Source organism: Paenibacillus xylanexedens (assembly GCF_007676705.1).
In the GTDB taxonomy this organism is placed as follows: domain Bacteria; phylum Bacillota; class Bacilli; order Paenibacillales; family Paenibacillaceae; genus Paenibacillus; species Paenibacillus xylanexedens_C.
Genome location: NZ_VEBF01000003.1, coordinates 644,293 through 666,074, shown reverse-complemented (window position 1 = coordinate 666,074; position 21,782 = coordinate 644,293). Strand labels below are relative to the sequence as shown.

26 protein-coding genes are annotated in these 21,782 nt (G+C 42.2%); 22 read left to right on the top strand and 4 right to left on the bottom strand.

Going from position 1 to position 21,782, the window contains the following annotated elements; genetic code table 11:
• The first annotated feature begins 232 nt into the window (after nucleotides 1-232).
• Nucleotides 233-1,927: a histidine kinase N-terminal 7TM domain-containing diguanylate cyclase gene (locus FS628_RS20830; protein ID WP_145324930.1), complete on the top strand. Its 1,695-nt coding sequence runs from the start codon at nucleotides 233-235 to the stop codon at nucleotides 1,925-1,927.
• Between the two features lie 50 nt (nucleotides 1,928-1,977).
• Here FS628_RS20830 and FS628_RS20825 read toward each other — a convergent pair whose 3' ends face one another.
• The 3 genes from FS628_RS20825 to FS628_RS32040 form a co-directional block, all read right to left on the bottom strand.
• The gene (locus tag FS628_RS20825; protein WP_145324929.1) at nucleotides 1,978-2,646 is read right to left on the bottom strand and encodes a DUF1871 family protein; all 669 of its coding nucleotides are present in this window, start codon (nucleotides 2,644-2,646) and stop codon (nucleotides 1,978-1,980) included.
• Nucleotides 2,647-2,805: 159 nt separating this feature from the next.
• Nucleotides 2,806-3,237: an SMI1/KNR4 family protein gene (locus tag FS628_RS20820; RefSeq protein ID WP_145324928.1), complete on the bottom strand. Its 432-nt coding sequence runs from the start codon at nucleotides 3,235-3,237 to the stop codon at nucleotides 2,806-2,808.
• A 285-nt stretch (nucleotides 3,238-3,522) separates the two neighbouring features.
• Nucleotides 3,523-3,777 (bottom strand): hypothetical protein, encoded by a 255-nt coding sequence (locus FS628_RS32040; protein ID WP_222125267.1) that lies wholly within the window; start codon nucleotides 3,775-3,777, stop codon nucleotides 3,523-3,525.
• A gap of 262 nt (nucleotides 3,778-4,039) precedes the next feature.
• On the opposite strand from FS628_RS32040, the gene FS628_RS20815 reads away from it, so the two are divergent.
• Nucleotides 4,040-4,585, top strand: a complete 546-nt coding sequence (locus FS628_RS20815) for a hypothetical protein (protein ID WP_145324927.1) — start codon at nucleotides 4,040-4,042, stop codon at nucleotides 4,583-4,585.
• Nucleotides 4,586-4,891: 306 nt separating this feature from the next.
• Here FS628_RS20815 and FS628_RS20810 read toward each other — a convergent pair whose 3' ends face one another.
• Entirely contained in the window at nucleotides 4,892-5,107 is a 216-nt protein-coding gene (locus FS628_RS20810; protein ID WP_145324926.1) for a hypothetical protein, read from the bottom strand.
• A 370-nt stretch (nucleotides 5,108-5,477) separates the two neighbouring features.
• On the opposite strand from FS628_RS20810, the gene FS628_RS20805 reads away from it, so the two are divergent.
• The 20 genes from FS628_RS20805 (at nucleotide 5,478) to FS628_RS20710 (ending at nucleotide 21,730) form a co-directional block, all read left to right on the top strand.
• Entirely contained in the window at nucleotides 5,478-5,819 is a 342-nt protein-coding gene (locus FS628_RS20805; protein WP_145324925.1) for a DUF3221 domain-containing protein, read from the top strand.
• A 405-nt stretch (nucleotides 5,820-6,224) separates the two neighbouring features.
• Nucleotides 6,225-7,607, top strand: coding sequence for a WXG100 family type VII secretion target (locus FS628_RS20800; protein WP_145324924.1), 1,383 nt, complete (start codon nucleotides 6,225-6,227; stop codon nucleotides 7,605-7,607).
• 16 nt (nucleotides 7,608-7,623) lie between these two features.
• Nucleotides 7,624-8,112: a hypothetical protein gene (locus FS628_RS20795; protein WP_186327903.1), complete on the top strand. Its 489-nt coding sequence runs from the start codon at nucleotides 7,624-7,626 to the stop codon at nucleotides 8,110-8,112.
• A gap of 22 nt (nucleotides 8,113-8,134) precedes the next feature.
• The gene (locus FS628_RS20790) at nucleotides 8,135-8,602 is read left to right on the top strand and encodes a hypothetical protein (RefSeq protein WP_145324922.1); all 468 of its coding nucleotides are present in this window, start codon (nucleotides 8,135-8,137) and stop codon (nucleotides 8,600-8,602) included.
• Between the two features lie 476 nt (nucleotides 8,603-9,078).
• Nucleotides 9,079-9,483 carry a hypothetical protein gene (locus FS628_RS20785; RefSeq protein WP_145324921.1) on the top strand — a complete coding sequence of 135 codons (405 nt, stop codon included), beginning with the start codon at nucleotides 9,079-9,081 and terminating at the stop codon, nucleotides 9,481-9,483.
• A gap of 118 nt (nucleotides 9,484-9,601) precedes the next feature.
• The gene (locus FS628_RS20780) at nucleotides 9,602-10,096 is read left to right on the top strand and encodes a hypothetical protein (protein ID WP_145324920.1); all 495 of its coding nucleotides are present in this window, start codon (nucleotides 9,602-9,604) and stop codon (nucleotides 10,094-10,096) included.
• 33 nt (nucleotides 10,097-10,129) lie between these two features.
• Nucleotides 10,130-10,522 carry a hypothetical protein gene (locus FS628_RS20775; protein WP_313958622.1) on the top strand — a complete coding sequence of 131 codons (393 nt, stop codon included), beginning with the start codon at nucleotides 10,130-10,132 and terminating at the stop codon, nucleotides 10,520-10,522.
• Between the two features lie 61 nt (nucleotides 10,523-10,583).
• On the top strand, nucleotides 10,584-10,985 hold the full coding sequence (locus FS628_RS20770) for an Imm7 family immunity protein (RefSeq protein ID WP_145324918.1): 402 nt from the start codon (nucleotides 10,584-10,586) through the stop codon (nucleotides 10,983-10,985).
• Entirely contained in the window at nucleotides 10,982-11,578 is a 597-nt protein-coding gene (locus tag FS628_RS20765; protein ID WP_145324917.1) for a pentapeptide repeat-containing protein, read from the top strand. Before FS628_RS20770 ends, FS628_RS20765 begins: the two co-directional genes overlap by 4 nt.
• A 487-nt stretch (nucleotides 11,579-12,065) precedes the next feature.
• Complete coding sequence (locus tag FS628_RS20760) at nucleotides 12,066-12,554, top strand: hypothetical protein (RefSeq protein WP_145324916.1); 489 nt, start codon at nucleotides 12,066-12,068, stop codon at nucleotides 12,552-12,554.
• Between the two features lie 63 nt (nucleotides 12,555-12,617).
• Nucleotides 12,618-12,944 (top strand): hypothetical protein, encoded by a 327-nt coding sequence (locus tag FS628_RS20755; RefSeq protein WP_145324915.1) that lies wholly within the window; start codon nucleotides 12,618-12,620, stop codon nucleotides 12,942-12,944.
• A gap of 173 nt (nucleotides 12,945-13,117) precedes the next feature.
• Entirely contained in the window at nucleotides 13,118-13,417 is a 300-nt protein-coding gene (locus FS628_RS20750) for a hypothetical protein (protein WP_145324914.1), read from the top strand.
• A 64-nt stretch (nucleotides 13,418-13,481) separates the two neighbouring features.
• Nucleotides 13,482-13,892, top strand: coding sequence for a hypothetical protein (locus FS628_RS20745; protein WP_145324913.1), 411 nt, complete (start codon nucleotides 13,482-13,484; stop codon nucleotides 13,890-13,892).
• Between the two features lie 21 nt (nucleotides 13,893-13,913).
• Nucleotides 13,914-14,516, top strand: coding sequence for an SUKH-4 family immunity protein (locus tag FS628_RS20740; RefSeq protein WP_313958625.1), 603 nt, complete (start codon nucleotides 13,914-13,916; stop codon nucleotides 14,514-14,516).
• 236 nt (nucleotides 14,517-14,752) lie between these two features.
• Nucleotides 14,753-16,303, top strand: coding sequence for a nickel ABC transporter substrate-binding protein (nikA, locus tag FS628_RS20735; RefSeq protein WP_145324911.1), 1,551 nt, complete (start codon nucleotides 14,753-14,755; stop codon nucleotides 16,301-16,303).
• Nucleotides 16,303-17,250, top strand: coding sequence for a nickel ABC transporter permease (gene nikB, locus FS628_RS20730; RefSeq protein WP_062836581.1), 948 nt, complete (start codon nucleotides 16,303-16,305; stop codon nucleotides 17,248-17,250). The genes nikA and nikB overlap by 1 nt, the downstream gene beginning before the upstream one ends.
• The gene (gene nikC, locus FS628_RS20725; RefSeq protein ID WP_186327902.1) at nucleotides 17,247-18,101 is read left to right on the top strand and encodes a nickel transporter permease; all 855 of its coding nucleotides are present in this window, start codon (nucleotides 17,247-17,249) and stop codon (nucleotides 18,099-18,101) included. Before nikB ends, nikC begins: the two co-directional genes overlap by 4 nt.
• Nucleotides 18,098-18,898 (top strand): ABC transporter ATP-binding protein, encoded by an 801-nt coding sequence (locus FS628_RS20720; protein WP_145324910.1) that lies wholly within the window; start codon nucleotides 18,098-18,100, stop codon nucleotides 18,896-18,898. The genes nikC and FS628_RS20720 overlap by 4 nt, the downstream gene beginning before the upstream one ends.
• Nucleotides 18,895-19,857 (top strand): ABC transporter ATP-binding protein, encoded by a 963-nt coding sequence (locus FS628_RS20715; protein ID WP_145324909.1) that lies wholly within the window; start codon nucleotides 18,895-18,897, stop codon nucleotides 19,855-19,857. Before FS628_RS20720 ends, FS628_RS20715 begins: the two co-directional genes overlap by 4 nt.
• A gap of 367 nt (nucleotides 19,858-20,224) precedes the next feature.
• A complete protein-coding gene (locus FS628_RS20710) occupies nucleotides 20,225-21,730 on the top strand; it encodes a malate:quinone oxidoreductase (protein WP_076217108.1) in 1,506 nt (501 codons plus the stop codon).
• The last annotated feature ends 52 nt before the right edge of the window (nucleotides 21,731-21,782 follow it).

The following is a 21,782-nucleotide window of genomic DNA, read 5'->3' as shown; positions in this document are numbered from 1 at the left end:
TATCTCCCGAGCAGATGACCTTCCTCTCCTGTTTGTACTCTAAACCTTCAAAAGCATTATAAATAATCAGAAATAGATCAGCATTTCAATCAGAGGTTGGTCGGACTTCCAGTGTATGGGCTACTCACCCTCATAGTGGTGTGATAAGATATGGTTAAATTAACCAATAAAGTATCACATAGAATCATGAACAACCACGTTGTCATTGTAGCATCTAAGAAGGAGAAGATTCGTGAACCCTTTAGTATGGTATGATCTCTTTTTATTTGTCCTATTGTTTGGTGTAGGTGTATATGTGTTTGCTACGGTTAGGATTACGAACTTACATAAGGTGTACTTTTTATTTCACGGGTTGATGATGCTCTGGCCTTTCTGTCAATTTGCGAGTACGCTCACGGATGATTCTGGTCTGCAGTTGTTCTACGTTACGTTATCTTTCGTCGCGGTCTCTCTGCTTGGGAGCGGGTGGCTTCTACTGACGATCTTTATTACCGGTTATTCAGAGCGTCTGAGTACAAAAGGGACCTTCTTGCTATTTGTCCCTGCGGTGATCGGGGCTATAGGTGTGGTTGCTAATCCATGGAACGAGTTCGTCATTCCACTGGAGGGCGGGTACATCGAGCGGGATTACGGCCTTTGGTTCTGGGTTGTGATGACTATTCTGGTGAGCTATTTCTTGACTTCTCTCGTGGTTCTATTCCGGGCGGTGTATTCTTCGCAGACGTCTGCCATGATCAAAAAACAGGTGCGGATCACCCTGTGGGGCATCTTGGTCTTGGCTGTCTTTGCAACAATTGATGCGATTCTGAATGTCGTTCTAGCCCGCTGGTTGCCGATCATTCCTGGCATGACTTCGCTGGGAATCTTTCTGTCTGACCTCTTCTTCGTCTATGTGATCAAAAGATACAATGTGTTCGATCTGGTCTCCATCGCCCATGAGGATGTAATCAATACCATTCCATATGGCATCCTGGTACTGGATGAGAATGAGGTCATTGTTGAAGCGAACAAAGCCTCTCGATCCTTTATGGATCTGCATGTGGGGGATTCTTTTGATATGGAGGCATTTCTGGAATCTGTTCATGTTGTGGGCAGCTGCCGGGAGTTCGTGAATCACTATAAGAAAAAAGAAAATACCCTCTCTCACATTGAAGTGATCGTGGAGCGGGACAACAATATCCGGCACTATATCCTGCAATCTTCTCCGATTGTGGATTCGGCTCTTGTGCCGATCGGTCATATTCTCACGTTCCAGGATGTCTCGCAGGAGCGTTTCTATGTGAAAGAGATGAATCGCCAGAACGTAACGCTTCAGGAGCGCAATCAGGCGCTAGACTTGATCCGTCAGGAGTTATCCGAGGCCAATCGCAAACTGGAAGAACTCGCCCTGACAGACAGTTTAACCAACTGTTACAACCGTCGATATCTGACCCAACATCTGAATCATGAGGTCATTACCAATATTCAGTACAAAACACCATTTTCACTCCTACTGCTCGATATCGACTACTTCAAAGCCATCAATGATCGCTACGGACATGTCATCGGGGATGAAGTGCTCGTTCGCACGGCGGAGGCCGTCAAACAATCGATTCGCAGTACCGATATTCTGACACGTTATGGCGGGGAAGAGTTCATGATCTACCTTCCGCATACGGAGCATGATCTGGCGAATCAGATCGCGGAGCGCGTAAGAACAGCTGTGGAGTCCAACCACATTGTGGTGGATCACGAGATTATGAAGGTGTCCATTACGATTAGTATTGGGATTCTATCCTTTGAGGACTTTGAGGTTGAGCATGTGCCGGACAATCCAGAAGGGTATTTGATTCAGCTGTTCGCTGCGGTGGATAAGGCATTGTATCAGGCGAAGCAGAATGGGCGTAATCGGATTGAATTTGCGGAGTTTGAGCGGGGAGTTGTTTGAAAGGGAAATAAAAAGAGTGGGGGCATTGCTCCACTCTTTTTGGACGCAGTTTATATTTTACCCGAGTCACAGTCAGGAAAGATCGGCTTTTTATTTTCTAAATTAAACCAATCTTCAATATGATCACTTAAAGATGGAATGTCGTTGATCCCTTTTTCGCATATTTCGTTATACTTATCGCCTAAAATTCTTTTTAGATTATAATTTTTCTTATATTCGTCCGTTAATCTTGCCTGATATACTTCATATGGTTCCAAGCTGTAATTTTGGTTGCGAGTCTCAAGACCAAGATACAACTTCCATTGTAACTCGCCCTGGAAAGCATCTATACATGTAGCTAATTCGTTGTACACCTTCCCTGGATTGAAAAATCTGAAATAAAATCCAGGCGTGTGATGATAAAGATCCTCTCTTGCAAACATATTATATCTGACCCATTCGTAGGTACGAAGCTTAGATAATGTATAGCCTATGAAGTGAGGCAGTTCCAGAATTTTATTCGCAATATTTGTACATGACTCTAAACTCTCAGTGAATATATCGCTCCCAAATTTTCCCCTGAACATCGTGTATATTTCTTTAGCTAAGTTATGTTTATCCAAGCTGGCGTTACGAGTACATTCTTCAATTTGTTTTACCTCTTCCTCATATTCATCCTCAGGAGCGTAGGGGAATAGATCAATGGGGTCCCATTCGTCTATTATTTTTTTAACTAACATATGTAACACCTCTTTTAAAATCCTTTATAGATCCGGCGGGGCCAGTCATTACACAAATATTTTCCCGAATCAGAAGCTTTTATCGGTTATCATGAGAGCATCCTTTCAAGATTCTAATTCTAGTATAGACTCCATCCTTACTGGATGAAGTCAGATTGTTTAATTAAATTGTTGGATAAACGCTGTAAAGTCTGTGGCGGCCACATGACCACCCAAGCGGTTGTAAGAATTTATCGTTTCAATATAGATAATATTAGGCTGAGAATTGTGGCTGTAATTAAAACAAAACAGGTTACCCTCTACATCTATAGCAAAAGGAAAATGATTAGGAGGAAGGTTGTTCTTTTGCTCATTATATACATCCAATATATCAAGCTCATCAAATGCGATGAAGGTTAAGAAGGAAGAAAACATCACTTTTTTTCCACTGATGTTCAACGTCCGTTGGGCAGGTTCTGCACCGTGATATTTTTCTATGAAATGAATGTACTCAGAGGGGAATTGTATACCCCAAGTCTTTTCCACTGTCTTTACGGTATGAATATCAACAGGAGAATACTCCGTGCTCCATGCATTATTATTATCCACCATCTGATCTACTCCCTAGAGATAATCATTTTGGCTACTTCGGTTTTTGATCCACTAATTTCAAGGAATATTGTAATAACGGCCCTCTTAGTATGAGTCATTCATCTTCGGGGAAAATCGGCATTTTATTCTCTAAATTAAACCAATCCTCTATATGATCGTTCAAGGCCTGTATATCCTCAATACCTAACTCACAAATTTCATTATATCTTTCTCTCAAAATACGCTTTAAGTCATAATGTTCTTTAAATTCATCTGTTGATCTTGCTAAGAATACTTCATATGGCTCTAGCTATAATTTTTATTGCGGCTCTCATAGCTGAGATATAGTTTCCATTGCAGTTCCCCTTTTTGAAAAGAAGCTACACATTCGGCCAATTGGTTATATACATCACCAGGGTTATGAAATCGGAAATATAATCCAGGCGTGCTGTGGTAAATGTCCTCTCTTGCAAACATATTAAATCTGACCCACTCGTAAGTACAAAGCTTAGATAATGTATAGCCTATGAGGTGGGTCAGTTGAACGTCTTTTTTATCCATGGTGTATATATTCATAACTTCACCTTTTCTTCTGATTGTTCAACAGATAGTTATATTTTACCGTTACTTTGTTCTTGTATCGCTTTTAGATAACTATACTATATTTTAATCCATGTTAGATGCTGTTTGTGAGGACCTATAGTTCTATTTGTTTGTACCCATTCTCCTGGAATTCTCAAACGGAGGTGTATTGTTTTTGACTAATTCCGTATAGTACACATATATATAAAATTATTATTTTAATAGATTAGGGTGTTCAAATATGTTCACTATTTCATTTAAAGCAATTGATAACTTTGATGAAATTAAACAAATGTCTGCAAAGCAGTTTGATCTAACGAAACAAGATATCGAGGGAATTATTGAATTGGACTTTAACGGAAGTAAGTATGGTATGTTCTTTGATGATTGTCCATTTGGTAATGAAAGACTTATTAGATGGTTTGTTGACTTACTGACTATAGTCCAGAAGATTAGAACACACCAATATGTTGCTTATCGAATTCCTGATAGCGCTAATTTTTGGCTGGAGTTTAAACAGCAGGGAGTGGAACTACAAGTTAGTTTAGTAGAAGATATTAATCGGGAAGTTATTCTGGACTTATTTATTACTGAACCACTTGAGGAATTTAGATACTCAACTTGGAAGGATGTTATTGTAGGTTCGGCTTCCTTTACAGATGAAATTATGAAAAATACGCATCAGTTTCTGGATTTTGTTACTGAATTGAATCCTGACATACTGCAGAGTACGAGTATTCAAATACTTCAGGAAAAGTTAACCGATGTAAAGCGACTGACCTCATAGAGAACCTACTTTGGCTGAAAATGTTGATTACGAAGTATAATTTCATATCGAAATTTTCAGCATGTAGTCACTTTGAATACAGAACATAAGAATACTCTTATTCTATGGCATCATAAAGTTCCGACATTCGGTCAGCCAATTCCAACTGTGGCTGCATTCGCTGATAATTTATATCGGTAGGTGTCATGTACAGCACTTCTTTTCTCTGCTCAAACATCGTGACATGGTACAAAACCCCTGTAGCATCCTCTTGGTCCGGATCAAGTACGATTTCTAAATCGCGTACCTTTTCAATCCATTCCTGAATTAGTACCTTATCTGTGGTTGTTTTTTAGTACCATCACCACCACTCATCATTTCAATAGAATCAACCTGTGTAATATCGCCAGGATAGAAGGTGTGTAATTCCTTCAGTACTTTACTTACTCCAGATTGATCGGCCTTATTAGAACTTTGGCAGCCGCTAAGAATCAGGATCATAACTGTAGCAATCATTAAGACGATAAATGAATATCTTCTCATCGTACTCCCCCTCTTTAGTCCCTAAACGAATTTTGTATTTGAAATGTTCCGGATAAAATCTATTTTGTTTAATCCTTAAAGTACATCGAGGTTACTGGTCACATATGCTGGAAGACTACGAAACTGGGTTATAACTCTTCGAGAAATCCTGCACGGTTCTACCTGTAAACAATTCCGGATCGTAAAGGAAATACCAGCTAATAAAGCTCTCAGCGGAGGACCGGTTTATTACAGCACAATCCTAAAGGGTGTAAATAAAGGTTATATAGGTACTGATGGAGTATATTCACACATAAGTAATGTGTTAAGTAAACTTGATGTGGAACCAATTCTAAATTAATTTAAATAAATTAATTGGAGGTGTGTCCGTATGAAATTTATGAAGGTGTTGTTAATATGTTCACTGTTATTTATATTGAGTGCATGTACCATTTTTAATTCAAATGATCAACGGGTTCAAGGATATGTAAAAGAGATTGATCAATCGAACAAAAGAATTCTTGTAATAAGTGAGTTGGTACCAGAGGATCTTCAGGAAGATACTAATAAATTAATACAATCAAACCAATATAGTGAAGTATATTGGGTTAGTGGTATAAACCTGTCTAAGTTTAATGTTGGGGACGAGATAGAAATAACCTATGATACTTTAGAGACATCGTATCCCGGGATCCTCACTGCTAAGAAATATACTAAGTTAGCAAATGAGTAAAACAAGATAACTTGAATCGATTTGAATTATGAAGAGTGTTGTCTATGCTAATTTAGTGCAACGCTCTTCTTTCTTTTTGCTTAGAAATCTGTATGTGATTTAGTTCACTCCAGAATTTGAAATAGTTTGCACTTCAAACTTCACTTTTGAATCATTGCGGGAAGAGGCGACAGGGGAGCAGATTGGGCGGTATCGGGTGATGTTGGAGAGGATGAAGTAGGAAAGGCATTTACTGAAACTGGTAGGATATGCCTTGAAGTGGGTATATGCATATAGGACCATAGCACCGATGAGGGGCACAGCTTGTGTTTTTACCATGGTGAAATCAGGATGTTAGCCGGATAGTTTACATATTACACTTCTGCTAACATAGGATAATCCTATTTCTAATGAGCGGAGAAACGTATGAGTACAATTAAAGTTACCCCTGAACAACTACGTCACGTATCAAATCAGGTGGATCAAGCCAGACAACAGTTAGAGAGTATACGAAGTGATCTGACGAGACAGATCATGTTCGTTCAGATGATGTGGATGGGTGCGACGCAGGAGCGATTTTACTATGAGTTCGAGCAGTCACGACCTATACTGGATAAAGCGTTGGAGAGTATGGTGAACACATCCAAAGAATTGAAGGATATCGCCACGCGTTTCCAAGATGCAGATGCTCAGAAGGGAAGTCTGGGTGGTGCAATTGGAGCTGTCGGTGCCGCAGCTATGATGACCAAATCAACAGGTGATTCAGATTCGGGTGATAAGGGCTATCGGATGGCGCAAGTCAATATGTTTGGTAAGTGGGTATGGATGCCTGTCAACGAGAATGGTGTTGCGGATCAGGCTGCTCTTCAGGCTTATCAGAGGGATCAGGAAAATCTGGACTTTAATCGCATGCAAGCTGTGAACGTTGAACCGCCTGGAGAAGATATTTTTGCGTTACAGATCAAGGCGTTTGAGATGGGGATTCATCCTACGACGGGAGAGCCTGTTTCAGATAAGTATGCTCAAATGATGGTGACCTCTCTGAAGTTTAGTCAGATATTCATGGCGATTCAGATGGTTCGTGGGAGTATGCCGGGCGGTAAAGGGCCTTATCGATTGCCAGCTTCTAATCCTGCTGTGGCGAAGATTAAACAGCATATTGAGGCTGCTAAGGCGAAGAAAGGGAATGGGCAAAAGCAGGCTAAAGATGCCGAAGGGGCACAATCGGGGAAATATATAACTGATCCAATAAAAATGAGACCACACATAATACCTCCAGAAGACGGATTTCAAGCTTTTGTTGAGAGAAAGTATATTGATATAAGAAAAATCGGTTTAGATGATGTACAAACGGTTTCTAAAAACACTGGACTGGCGGAAGCAGAAGTTGCCGCGATGAAAAAACATTTATTTCTTAATGTTCATGATCTATCTGTGGAGGGTAGATCTTATCAAAAGTTATACATGCAAGGAGATCAAGATATTGCTTACGGTTGGCAACAGGCACAGCTAAGAGAACTGACTAAAGCAGAAAAAGACTGGTTTCGGCAAACTGCAAATCACGAATTGAAAGAAAGCGATATAATGAAAAATGGAGTTAAGAATGATAAAGGAGAGGTTATTTCTGAACCCTTACCATTAAGAGATCAAAATACATGGGACTCTGCCAAGAAGACATTTAATGTAGATACTACAAAAAATGCACATGATAAAGCAGATGTAACGGATCCTAATCCTCCCCCATTCCCAGGATACAATCCTGTAGATGATGTCAGAAAATACGTTTTTGACGATCCAGATAAATATTGAAATTGAGGTGGCTATAGTGAATTTGCAAGCAGCAGTAGGAAGAATTAACAAGATAAATTGGGAACAAGTAGGAAGCCGATCTTCAGAAGTAGAAGCAGATTTGGCACGTGAGTACTTAAGAAGATTAGCTTATTTTTTTAAGGAGAGTTCTATACGACCGCTACCTCCTTTTATTGCTAACATTGCAACTGTATTGGGAGATAATGAAGAAGTAGAAATTTCTGATTATTGTAATATAACTGCAATGAGCGAATATGGTACTAATGTGTATGTGTATAAAGTATTCGAATATTATTTACAATTAGCAAAGCTTGCTGATAAGAATCAATCATATGTAGAATATCTAAGCGTGTATGAACCATTTATAAAAATCTTTGAACGACAGGGATTAGTTGTACTTAAACCAAGAGAGCTGAATGTAGTAGGGTGTGCACATATTCCACTAAATAGTTGGTACGATAAATTTCTTGAGATGAAACCATTAGATATGAATAGTTTGGAATAATAGGTCTGGGGCTGATTGAAGTATGGATTTAGCGCTGTACCTATTCTATAAAAAAGACACGAAACAATTAGCAGATTTATTGTTGAGTTCACTACAAGATTTTTCTCAGGAGACTCACATGAAATCGAGGGATGGTTATTACACGATTACCAATCCTAACTTCTCATTTATCGTACAAGACGATGATGAGTTAGTAAGTTTTACGAGAGAAGAGTTAAATTTAAATATCAATTACTGTATCAATATTTCCGTTTTTTCACGTTCACCCAAAGAGGGATTACAAGTTATATTCCAAGCGATTAATACTCTAACGGACAGATTAGAAGAGGATATTGCATTGACAGATAGTGAATCTGGCGTGATCTTTCTGCGGTCCGACGGTCAGCTTGTCATTAACTCGTATTGCAGAGAGAACCCTGATATCTATGATTGGCCTTATGATTTACTGGATGGAAACTTTATTGAGAAGGATATGGCAGGGTTGATTTAAGAAGCTGGGAGCTCACTTTCAAAAGGAGATCTTCACAATTCGAACGGGCTGATGTATAGAATCGGTCAGAGTACATTTTTTATTAAACCGTTTTCTGAGGGAGATTAGTCTTTAAAGTTGGCAAGAAATTGATAGTAAGTCATATACTACGAGGTAATTTAATGGCTAAAACACAACATAGTAAATGGCTGAGGTTAGTAGGTAAGGACGAAAATAAATATGAACTAAATTGCCCTAATTGTGGCCATTCCAATATACACTTTCAGTATGTCGGAGATACACGGTCAAGAATAGGGTTTTTAGATATATGGTGTGATTCTTGTATTCATGGGATTCATATCTCCCGGACCAAGATCCCTGAACGTGTAGATATGATCTCGTTTGAAGAGGAAGATGAGTATAATAAGCGAGTAACTAAGTTCATAATAGTAGAGCGAGGGTAATCCTCTTTATGAGCGTTGGAGAGTTGATGAACTATGAAAGAAGATAAAGTTAATGACTTTTATTATGTTGGTTACGAGGGGCAACCGGAAATATTAATTGTATTTGAAAACTCTACGGAGAAAAATATCCTAAAGATGTGGAATGGATATTTGGAGACATTATTGGATCTTATGTGTCATTACGAGTCTACTGACAATGGTATTCTACAAGAATATTATGCCCATGAAGGTTGGTATGAGGAAAGTCCATGGGAAATACAGGACCTGGATTCAGCTATTCATTTATTTAAATCCTTCAATGTGAGTAAAGTAACTGGTAAGCAAATAGAGAATGTTAAGAATATTGTCCCTACTCTCCCAGAAGCAGCAAATCAGATATCAACATTTTTAGAATTAGCCAAAACGAACGGTTGCAGCGTGTATATTGAATACGACTGATTGGGAGCATGGAACATACTTTCAAACGATAACGCAGTAGCTAGGGCTGCGTTATTTAGTCGTTACCTTTGAAGTAACTCTAAATAGGTTTAATAGTCGATCAAGAGGAGAGCAACGCATGGGGCAGCTACTAACCAAAGCTATTGAACGTTTATCGTCTATTTCATTTGAGGATACAGAAGATAGCTCACTAGAATCTTCTCATGTTCTGATTAAAGAATATCTGAGACGCGTTAATCAATTACTAAATGAGATGGATGCTTCAATAGATCAATATCCCCTATTTAGTTTTGCTAAAATTCTTGGAAAAGCTATAGATGAAAAAGTATATCGAGCTTGTTCAAAACTGGACACGCTAGGAAATCCTTATGTGAAGGTAATTTGCTACGGTTATTTAGAAGTCTCCGAATTAGCAGATCAAGGAGTGGATGAAGCAATTCAATACATCGACCTCTACGAACCGATGATAAAGTTCTTTGAACAAGGCGGGAGTTTTACCATAAGACAAGGCGAAATGGTTGTAGGGGGTTCAGCTTATCCTCTTAAGTATTGGAGACATTTAAATATTTCAGTACAAGATATTAGCGACATTGAATTAAATCATATTGAGTAAACTGAGGGGATGACTTTGGAACAAATAAAACAGATGAATAAAGAAATATTCAAAGAAAATTTATTAAAGACAATTCAAGAAATCTCAAATGAAATTGGGTTAACATCTAATGAATATAGATTCATTATCGAGCCTGTGAGGGAAAAGGATAAGCCATTGAATAGTGCAGATAATATGATGCGATTGAATATTTTGAGTGAGGATAATATAGGAGGAAAGCAGTTACCGTTAATCAATACGGTGAATGTTCTTTGCGGTTTAGAGCCAATGGTGCCTATATGGATTAATGTAATCTTTATAGGTTTGGATGAAGCTACAGCGATTTTTAAGTTACAGTGCAGTCTAAGGTTTAGAAAACCTACTTTGCTGAGAAATGTTGAAACGGGACATGCTCCCTTTAAAGCGATTATTGAAAGAACAGATTAAAGATAATGGCTTTATAGTCAACTAGCCCACATAGATACGGATGAGGGGTTGTGAAGAGATTATGTACGAATATCATGGATGGGCAACCATTAGAGAGAGTACCTCGTTTGAAGAAGATGAGTATCAATATGGTTTAGTTATCCAACATCTGCGGGAATATGTATATGAGCTAAATTGGCCTACAGGTGTTTTGGACTTGAGAGCAGTTAATGGTGACTTTCAACTATGGATAGCCGGCCTAGATAATCACAAACATGTATCAAAATATGATCCGATCAAAGTGTTTAGAAAAGTAGGTGAAATAGCTCCAGGTTCCTATGGAATTCTTTATGTAAGAGATAGTGATGATTCGGAATCCTTCAATCAGTTTAAGGTCTACACTTTAATTCGAGGTAAAGTAATGGAGAATGATGATCCGTTTCTCTCCCCATTCATACCTAACATAGAGGATGAAAAGCCATGAAACAAGAGTTAGATCTTAAATTTGAGCTTCACAAAAAGTGGGTAGAGACTAGTGGTCAAGAAGGTGAGAAGCTACGATTAAAGGAAGTTGATTTTCAACATTATGAGTTAACTGGTGTGTGTTTGGAACAATCGTATATGACTAGCTGTAATTTTGATAATCTTAGTCTGAACAACATGGATTTCCATGCCTCAGTTTTAAGTTCGTCAACTTACAACGACGCAGAATTAGTGGATTGTGATTTTTATAAGTCGGACCTATCTTATACTGAATTTTCTAATGCAGCTTTGAATAATGTAAGATTTGCTAGAGGTGATTTTTGGGAGGCTGATTTTAAAAGGGCTACGATTATAGATTGTAATTTTTCGGCAAGTAGCTTCTCTTTAACTGACTTTAGTAACGCTTCATTAATAAATATAGATATAAGCGAATCGAGGTTTGAAGGAGTTTCATTCTATGGAGCAACTTTGAAAAATATTAAAGGAATAACTGAAGCGAATTTCCATAGCATTAATGTCGGCACTCCTGACAACCCAACAGTCCTTCTAGGCCAAGATGCAGCAAAATGGTTAGAAGCTACCGTGGGAGAATGAATTTTAAATTATATCTAAAAGACAAGTGCTGAATTGAATTTATATTAACGGAGTTGGCATGCTGAGTAAATATATGGACCTAGATTCTTTTAAGGAATACTTATTAAAAACTGTAGATGAATTATCTTCCTATCATAACGAAGTACTGGGTGAGAACAGTAAATTCATAATCACTCCGATTGAGGAGTTGGGTAAATCTTTAAATTCTACAGACGAATATCTTTACCGGGGAATGTTAAATTCGAATAATTTAGACGGACGCGAGTTCGATATTGATTCTGTTACAAAGATATTGGGTTGTAGAGTACCATTGTGCCCCCTTTGGATAAAAGTATCGCTAAAAGGAATCTCGGCGGACGCACCTGTAATTGAATTACAGACGAGTTTAAGATTTCGCAAACCAAGTTTGTTACAACACCAAGAAACGGGGCATCCTCCGTTCATAGCAGTTCTACAGTCCTTAAACTAATAAAGAAGAGGATAACTAATGGGAACCAATGCTTTTTTCCTGATAGAGCGTGAGAAGTATACGCCAGAAAAGTTTTTGTCTGACACTATGATTGCAGCGTTTAACTCCGACAACCGGATTATTTTTGATAATCATAAAAACCTTGAAAATGGAAAATTCTCTTCTACACATTTGAATATACTGGCTCATTCCTACAATAGCGACGAGAATAATCATCAATTCATTATGTATGTGAAGGCAAAGGAAAATAAGAGTGTAATATTCAGTGACTATGAAGATCTTGATTTGGATCCTAATCACGAACTCATTCGAGTGGGTACAATAGAAGAAGTGTTTGGAGCAGAAGGGGTCATTCTTCGTTTTGTTTATGAATACCTGAATCTTAATAGATCCGACTATTTTTGGGTGTCTGATTACGACTGGGTCTTCACCTGGGAAGATATACAAAAGATAAACTCAATGACTTATGACTCTGATTGGTGTTATAAAGATCCGAAAATGATTTGAAAAATTGTAACCTAGACTCTAGATACTTACTACATTTTTTATATGGTTCCCGGAGGGAATAGTATGGATTTAGCATTGTACCTAATCTATAAAAAAGATACTCAACAATTAGCGGAACTATTGTTGAGTTCACTACAAGATTTTTCTCAGGAGACTCACATGAAATCGAGGGATGGTTATTACACAATTACCAATCCTAACTTCTCACTTATCGTACAAGACGATGATGAGTTAGTGAGTTTTACGAGAGAAGAGTTGAATTTAAATATTAATTATTGTATCAATATTTCCGTTTTCTCACGCTCACCCGAAGAGGGATTACAAGTTATATTCCAAGCGATTAATACTCTAACAGATAGATTAGATGAGGATATGGCAGGATTGATTTGAGAAGCCGTGGGGTTACATTACCAAGATCTCTGAACGTGTAATTATAATCTCTTTTGAAATGGTAGATGGGATAAAGAGCGATTCCCTAATTTCACTCTGATAGTACAATGATACGAAGATCTTATGCGCTTTGCGTGGTGGGCAGAATGTTCTAAAAATGGAGGTCACTATAAATGATCGAAGAGTCTAGAGAAGTGATACGAAAAAGAGCGGCTCTTCATATGAACGATCCTGCAATCGAGCAATACAGAGATGAACTAATTAATATACTAAGCCAAAATGAAGATGAGACGATTCAATTCCTCAAGAACTGTAGTAAGGACGAACTTATTTGGGTTAGTGAGGTGTTTGAAGAAATAGCTTGTAATCTCCAAAGTACAGAATATATCAACACCCTCAAGGAATGTGATAAAAAATATCCTGAATTAAAATTAACGAATATTATCAAGACGGCCATTTCTTACATGGATTAATCTTACCGGTATCCAGAAAGTAGGATCAAACTGGGAGACGACTAGATAGAGGTTAATGTTTAATATGTACAAACAATTAGATAATCTTTTATCAGCTGTGACAACAGTTGATTCCTGGTATGATGACGGTTGTATTATAGCAGCAGAAATATTGGAGGATTTCGGACAAAGTGATTGGGATCAGTTAACCATTGAGGTGTTGAATAAGCCACTGTACTGGAAGAAAAAGCTGGCTTACTGTCTAGATAGTACACAGCACACACAAGAATTTGAAATCCTACTTTCGATACTTTCTGTTGAAGACAGCGAGTTATTTGAAATATGTATAGATACATTAAGAAGCTACACATCTACTGAACATAAGCAACGAATTATAGATCACCCTATGATATTAGATCGTGTGCATAATGCAATTTCAGGAGCAGGAACTGCTAGCCAAAAAATATTAGAGGAATTTCTTAAGGGGTTAAAATAGGCGAAATTAGTATAATAAAAAATTCACCATCAAACGATAACGCAGTTATTAGGGCTGCGTTATTTAGTAATTACCATTTACGTAACTCTTAGGAGTGAGAGCATAGATTTTGATATCGTAGAGATAAAGGACTACTATGACACGGAAATAATTAATTATGACTTTACTAATCTAAAAGATTGGGGCATAAGTGAAGAGAATGCTCATTTTTTAATCGACATAGGAGTTCCAGAACAATATGATGATTTTTCCTTTTATGAATCTGAAGCTTTCCAAGTGAGAGTTATTGAAGGAGAGGAATATATTCAGATTGGTCACTTCGCAAGTTATGGTATGCGTGACTCATATGGTCTCTATCTAAAACAAGGGAGCGATATGTTTTTCACGACATCATCATTGGATAAGTCCAACGTATATATGCTCAACAAGAATTTGGGAACCTTCTTTTTATTTCATCTAATTAGAAATGAACTGGCAACTAAAGTGAGACTGGAAGGTTCATATACCTCAGATGAGTATGCCAGAGCACTTCGTGGCAATTTTGAGAAGATTGATCCGATAGCAATGAAGAACATCGAAGGTTACTGGTCACATTTGCTGGAAGACTACGAAACTGGATTGTAACTCTTCGAGAAATCTTGCATGGTTCTACCTGTAAACAATTCCGGATCGCAAAGGAAATGCCTACTAATCAAGCACTCATATGTAACAAAAAACATGAAGAATCCGCTCTCATCCGAGAGACGGATTCTTTCTCGTTCTAACACCAATATAACTCTTGTCAAAACGTAATCATTACGATATGATAGTACTCATTGTTTAGATCATAATGATTACGATTAAGAGAGAGGGGCATTACCTTGAATAAAAAGACGCCACTGCTAGCGTTGGTCTCCTTGGCCTTGAGCGCTGGACTGTTGAGCGCCTGCGGATCATCTGAGTCCAGTCCCGCTGCGCAACCATCCACCGATAATAAAAATGTTCACTTCCTATATAACTTCTCCACCAGTTCGCTAGATCCACATGTGGATTCCAGCTATGTGCCGCTGCGCGCGGGCATTACGGAAACGCTGGTTCGTCTCGATGAAGAGAATCTAACAGTTGCTCCATGGCTCGCCGAGAGCTGGGAGAGCGAAGACGGTCAGCATTGGACGATCGACCTGCGAGATGACGTGACCTTCCAGAACGGCAAGCCGATGACTGGCGAATCGGTTAAAGCGTCCCTTGAGCGGGCGCTGGAAGAGAATGTAGCGATTCAGAACGCACTGAAGATCGATACGATAGAAGCCGAGGGCGACAAGCTGGAGATCACTACAACTCAACCGTTCCCGGAGTTCGCTTCAGAACTGGTGAACCCCAACACGGCGATTATCGACGTGAGTGAGCCGGACGTTGTGAACAAGCCCATTGGTACGGGCCCGTTCAAACTAACTTCTTTTACACCAGGCAGCAAGCTGGATCTGGATCGCTATGATGAATATTGGGATGGAGCATCTCCACTGGATTCCATCACATTCTCATTCAATGAAGATGCCAATGCCCGCACACTAGCGCTCAAATCTGGACAGGTAGATATCGTATACCGTCCAGAGGTCGAGAGCCTCGAATCGCTCAAAGCAATGGATGGCATGACTGTGGAGTCCACGTCGACGTTCCGCGTGCATCAGATGACGACGAATATGCAGCGGGAGAGTATGAAGGACATTAACGTCCGTCGTGCGGTGGATGCGTTGATCGACCGTCAGGGCATCGTGGACACGATCCTTCTCGGATACGGAGAAGCAGCCATCGGTCCGTTCCTGCCATCGCTGCCGTTCGCGCCGAATTATGCAGAGACTGCTAAGCAATCCGGGCCTGACGCCGCAGTGAACTATCTTAAGGAAGCTGGATACGAGCTGCAAAATGGCGTGATGACGAAAGATGGCAAGCCGCTGCAATTGACGCTGCTGACGTATTCAGCTCGTGCCGATCTGCCACTGATTGCTCAAGTGTTCCAGTCTGATGCGAAGAAGATCGGTATCGACGTGCAGATCCGCCAGATTGACACCCCGGAAGATTATATGGCGTCCAACCGCGACTGGGATATTGCGACGTATAGTAATTTGACAGCTCCGCGTGGGGATGCTGGTTATTACCTGAATGCGACGTACCATCCGAAGGGTGCTCTTAACTTCAGTGGATCTGAAGATCCGGAACTTACCAAGATCATCGACGAACTGAATCTCACAGTTGCACCGGAGAAGCGCGCAGAGCTTGCCGAGAAGGCAGCCAACTACGTGCATGACAACGTGCTGAATTCATTCGTGTTGCATCCTGGTACGATCGTTGCCTATAACGGTAAGAAGATTAAGAACTGGGTTACCACCCGCAGTGAATATTACATGATTACGAATAAGCTGGATGTGATGTAATGTTTCGCATTTTGCTTCGAAAGTTCCTTGAGGTATTTATCTTTCTGCTGTTCATTATGTTTGTAAGCTTCCTGTTCATTCGTCTGGCTCCTGGTGATCCCGTGCTGACGATATTGAACGTAGACGAACTGTCCGTCAGTCAGGAGCAGGTCGAAGCTGTACGCGAGGAGATGGGCTTCAACGATTCGCTTCCTGTCCAGTTCGGCAATTGGTTACTCGATTTCGTTCGACTCGACTTCGGTGTATCGTATTCGACAGGCCAGCCCGTCATGCAGACCTTGATGCGTGCGCTGCCAGCTACGGCTGAACTGACGATAGGCGCACTGCTGGTCATGCTCGTCATAGCGATCCCGCTCGGCTCGCTGTCAGCGCTCCATCGTGGAAGTTGGATTGACCGCGGCAGCCGGATGCTCTCCATTGTGGGTGCGGCGGTGCCGAGCTTCTGGCTGGGTCTAATCCTGATCGACATGTTCGGCGTACGCTTCGGCAATCTGCCGACCATGGGCCGGGATGGATTCACATCGCTTATTCTTCCATCTCTGACGCTGGGACTTGCCATCTCCAGCGTCTATGTGCGTCTTTTGCGTTCCAGCCTGCTAGATTCACTAAGTCAGGAGTTCGTTCGATCCGCCCGGGCAAGAGGATTATCCGAAGGTCGGATCTTCATGCTTCATGCGTTTCGGCATAGTCTGCCGCCTGTCATTACGGTATTCGGCGTCAGCCTCGGCAGCCTGATTGGCGGAGTCGTCGTGATTGAAGTGTTGTTCGCTTATCCGGGTATCGGCAAACTTGTCGTCGACGCCATCCGCCAGCGTGATTATCCACTGATCCAGGGTTACATCCTGATCATGGCGATCGTGGTATTCCTCGTGAATACGGCGGTTGATCTATCTTATCGTTATTTGAATCCTGAAATGAAACTCAAGGAAAAGGAGGCCCACCGATGAAAACCATGCCCCTGCCCATTTCAACGACAAAATCTAAAAAACATAGCTGGCAGGCGATCGTTGGTTTGCTATTTGCACTTCTAGTCATCGCGGCCTCCTTGTATGCCTTTTTAGTTCTAAAACATGATCATACCTTAACTGATCTGCGCGGACGATTGCAGGGCGCAAGTGCTCTCCATCCGTTCGGCACCGATCATCTGGGCCGCGATGTACTGACACGTCTGCTGCTGGGTGGCGGCCAAACACTGGGTTATAGCCTGCTGGCACTCGGTGCTGCACTGCTGATCGGTATTCCATTTGGACTGATCGCAGGATACAAACGTGGTTGGGTCGATAAGCTGTTCATGCGGATCGCTGATGCCTTTCTTGCATTCCCTGATACCATCGTGGCGATTGTGCTCAGTGGCCTGCTTGGCGCGGGAATCGGTAATTTGGTATTGGCGATCGTAATCGTAAAGTGGGTCAGTTATGCGCGTCTCGTTCGAAGTACAGTCTTGTCCGAGTCACAAAAGGATTACATTCGGATTGCCCGGACCAACGGACTATCGGACGGTCGAATCATGAGAAAGCATCTGCTTCCACATATCGCAGGGCATGTGCTCGTGTTAGCCAGTCTCGATCTGGGCAAAATCATCCTGCTCATCTCTTCGTTGTCCTACATCGGCCTTGGCGCACAGCCGCCAACACCTGAATGGGGTGCGATGCTGAACGACTCACGACCTTACTTCCAGTCTCGGCCAGAGCTGATGATCTATCCGGGCCTTGCCATTGTCTCGGTAGTCCTGCTCGCCAACATGCTGGGTGACTATCTGCGAGACCGGTTTGACGTGAAGAAGGAGGTGCAGCCATGATTCTCTCCATTGAGGAACTGAGCATCTCCAGTCGAGATCGCACTATTGTAGATCAAGTCTCTCTGGCTGTTCGCGAAGGTGAGTTCATGGCATTGGTTGGACAGAGCGGTAGCGGCAAAAGCTTGCTCTCGCAAGCGATTGGTCGTCTGCTGCCGCCCAACCTGCATGCGTCAGGACGAGTGATGTTCGAAGGCAGTAACCTGCTCGAACGGAAGCCGAAGGAGATGCGTGCCCTGCGGGGAAGCCGCATCTCATATATTTTTCAAGACTATCAGGGAGCGTTTACGCCATTTCGCAGCATTGGCGGACACTTTGATGAATACCAGAAGGTACATGGGGAAAAGTCTTCTGCCCTCCGCAAGAAAAGGGCTGAAGAAGCGCTGGAATCGGTTGGCCTTAGCGCTGAATTGCTGCGTCGCTATCCGTTCCAGTTGAGCGGTGGACAGCTTCAGCGGGCTTCAATTGCTACGTCACTGATGTTGTCTCCTCGCTTGTTGATTGCTGACGAAGCAACAACGGCACTGGACAGTGTGTCCGGGCATCGCGTGTTGGAGCTGCTGGCACGCAAGCAAGCGGAGACGGGCTGTGCGATTCTGTTTATTACACACGATTGGCGTCATGTACGCCGCTATGCCAGCCGTTTGGCTGTGATGAAGGAAGGGCAGATCGTCGAATCTGGCGGAAAGCATCGCATTCTCGATCATCCTCAGCATGAATATACTCGCCAGCTGATCGAGGCGGCTCCCGTTCTGAGTCGCTCGCTGAAGTCGGGATTGAAGGAGGCAGGAACGGAATGAAGACGACCGCAAATGATGAACGCCGTGGACTCGTGAAGTCCGAAGAATCTGGTGTGCGAAGCCACGATTTTGCTAACGACGTAAACCATGCAGACACAGACAATGCAGTCATAGATACTACAGATACAGATCATGCAGATACTGATATAGATATCGCCGGTGCAGAGACTGTTTCATCGTTCAGCATCTCCGGCGATCCTGTGCTTCACGTGGAACATCTCAGCCGAACGTATGCAGGTGCAGACCGGCCGGCTGTGAATGATATTTCCTTCTTCCTGAACCGCGGTGAGTGTCTTGGCCTCGTTGGTGAGAGCGGCTGCGGTAAGAGTACGCTTGCCCGCTGTCTACTTCGGATAGAAGATGCGGATAAGGGCTCGATTACACTGGGCGGCCAGGATATCGCGCGACTGAGCGGCCGACGGTTACGACTTCATCGCCGGAAGATCCAGATTGTATTCCAGAACCCGATGGCGGCACTGAATCCGAAGCTCAAGATTGCTGATTCGCTGATCGATCCGTATGAACAACTTGGACGGAACGCCGAGCTGTCCCACTTTACCTACACGTCGAAGGATGCTTACGTCCAAAAGCTGCTTGAAGCTGTCGAGCTTCCAAGCGATATGGCTGGACGATATCCGCATGAGCTAAGTGGTGGACAGCGTCAGCGCGTCACGATCGCGCGTGCTATTGGCATTGAGCCTGACGTTGTCGTTCTGGATGAACCGACGGCCAGCCTGGACGTGATCTCACAGGGAGCCGTTCTGCAGTTACTTACGGATCTACGGACATCGCTGGGTCTGTCATACTTGTTCATCTCGCATGATCTGGCTGCTGTACATCGCATGAGCCAGCGCATCATCGTCATGCGGGAAGGTCAGATCGTTGACCGCTTTGGCGCGGATGCGTTGTTCGCTGAAGAACGCCATCCGTATACAAAAGAGCTGATTTCGATCTTCTGAGTACTCCCGGAAACGCCGGGGGTGTTAATAGGTTAATTTATATATGAAGCCGCCTTACGAAGAGATTCGAGAGCGGCTTTTGGCGCATCCATTTTACGGCTAAACCGGTTTCCTTTCTTTGTTTTGAACAAATATATCTTTCAGGCCTATAACCGGGCTAACGTTCCGATGTAAACTAGCGTATACTGATGGAATAGCAAATATCTTGAAATTGCATATTTAAATTGCTCTATATTATTGATACACTAGATCAAGGTTATATTCATTCAGAGAAGGTGCGATCCCGTTCAAGAATGGGCTTGCTGCAAATGCCAAATCGATAACGCTTACATCCTTTTGGCAAATATAGGATATAAGGACGGTAGACATGAGCCAGGGACAAACGAGTACAGATGTTATCTTGATTGGTGCCGGAATTATGAGTGCAACTTTGGGAACTTTGCTAAAAGAATTGGCACCAGACTGGAATATTAAGGTTTTTGAAAAGCTAGCCACTGCAGGAGAGGAAAGCTCCAACGAATGGAATAATGCCGGAACTGGGCATGCTGCATTGTGCGAACTTAACTATACCGTTGAACGACCAGACGGAACCGTAGATATTAGCAAAGCGATTAAAGTGAATGAACAATTTCAGATCTCAAAGCAATTTTGGTCCTATCTCGTCAATAGCCGTCTGATTCGTAATCCGCGGGACTTCATTATGCCGATTCCTCATTTGAGTTATGTGCATGGAGAGAGCAATGTCCAGTTTTTGAAAAGACGGTATGACTCTTTATCGAATCACCCGCTATTCGCAGGCATGGAATTCTCAGATGACAAGAAAGAGCTGGCGAAATGGATGCCGCTGATGATGAAAGATCGTACCAGTAATGAACCTGTTGCAGCGACCAAAATTGACTCCGGTACGGACGTTAACTTTGGTGCTTTAACGCGTATGCTGATCAAACATTTGAAGGAACAACACGTGGGCATCCACTACCAACATAGCGTGAAGAATATGAAACGCACCAGCGATGGACAATGGGAATTATCCGTGAAAAACCTGAAGAGTGGTGCAGTCGAACGCCATAAGGCGAAATTCGTCTTCATTGGTGCGGGCGGTGGAAGTCTGCATTTGCTCCAGAAGACGGGCATTCCGGAAGGGAAACATATCGGCGGATTCCCGGTCAGTGGGATTTTTATGGTGTGCAAAAATCAAAAAGTCGTGGAACAGCATCACGCCAAAGTATATGGCAAGGCTTCGGTAGGGGCTCCGCCGATGTCCGTTCCGCATCTGGATACCCGTTTTATCGACAATAAGAAGTCGCTGCTATTCGGGCCGTTTGCCGGCTTCTCGCCGAAGTTCCTGAAGACGGGTTCCAATGCCGACTTAATCACGTCTGTTAAGATGCATAATCTGCTTACGATGCTCGCAGCAGGTGTCAAAGAAATTTCTTTGACCAAATATCTGATCCAGCAACTGATGTTATCCAAAGAACAACGTATGGCAGAATTGCGTGACTTTGTTCCGGGTGCGAAGAGCGAGGATTGGGATATGGTTCTGGCGGGTCAGCGTGTGCAGGTGATCAAGGATACCGTCCAAGGTGGCAAGGGAACGTTGCAATTTGGTACAGAAGTGGTCACGTCTGCAGATGGAACGATTGCGGCTTTGCTAGGTGCATCACCAGGTGCATCCACCGCAGTTCAGGTCATGCTTGAGATTCTCCAGCGGTGCTTCCCGCAGCATATGGAGGCATGGGAGCCGAAGATCAAGGAAATGATCCCTTCCTACGGCATATCCCTTGTGGAGAACTTGGATCTTCTCAAAGAGGTTCATTCTTCAACAGCCAAGGCGCTGGGGTTATCGGATGAAAAACATGTCCTGCACGTATAACGATTAATCTAATCGTGTTAAATAAGGATCAAGACCCAAAAAGAGAGCTAAG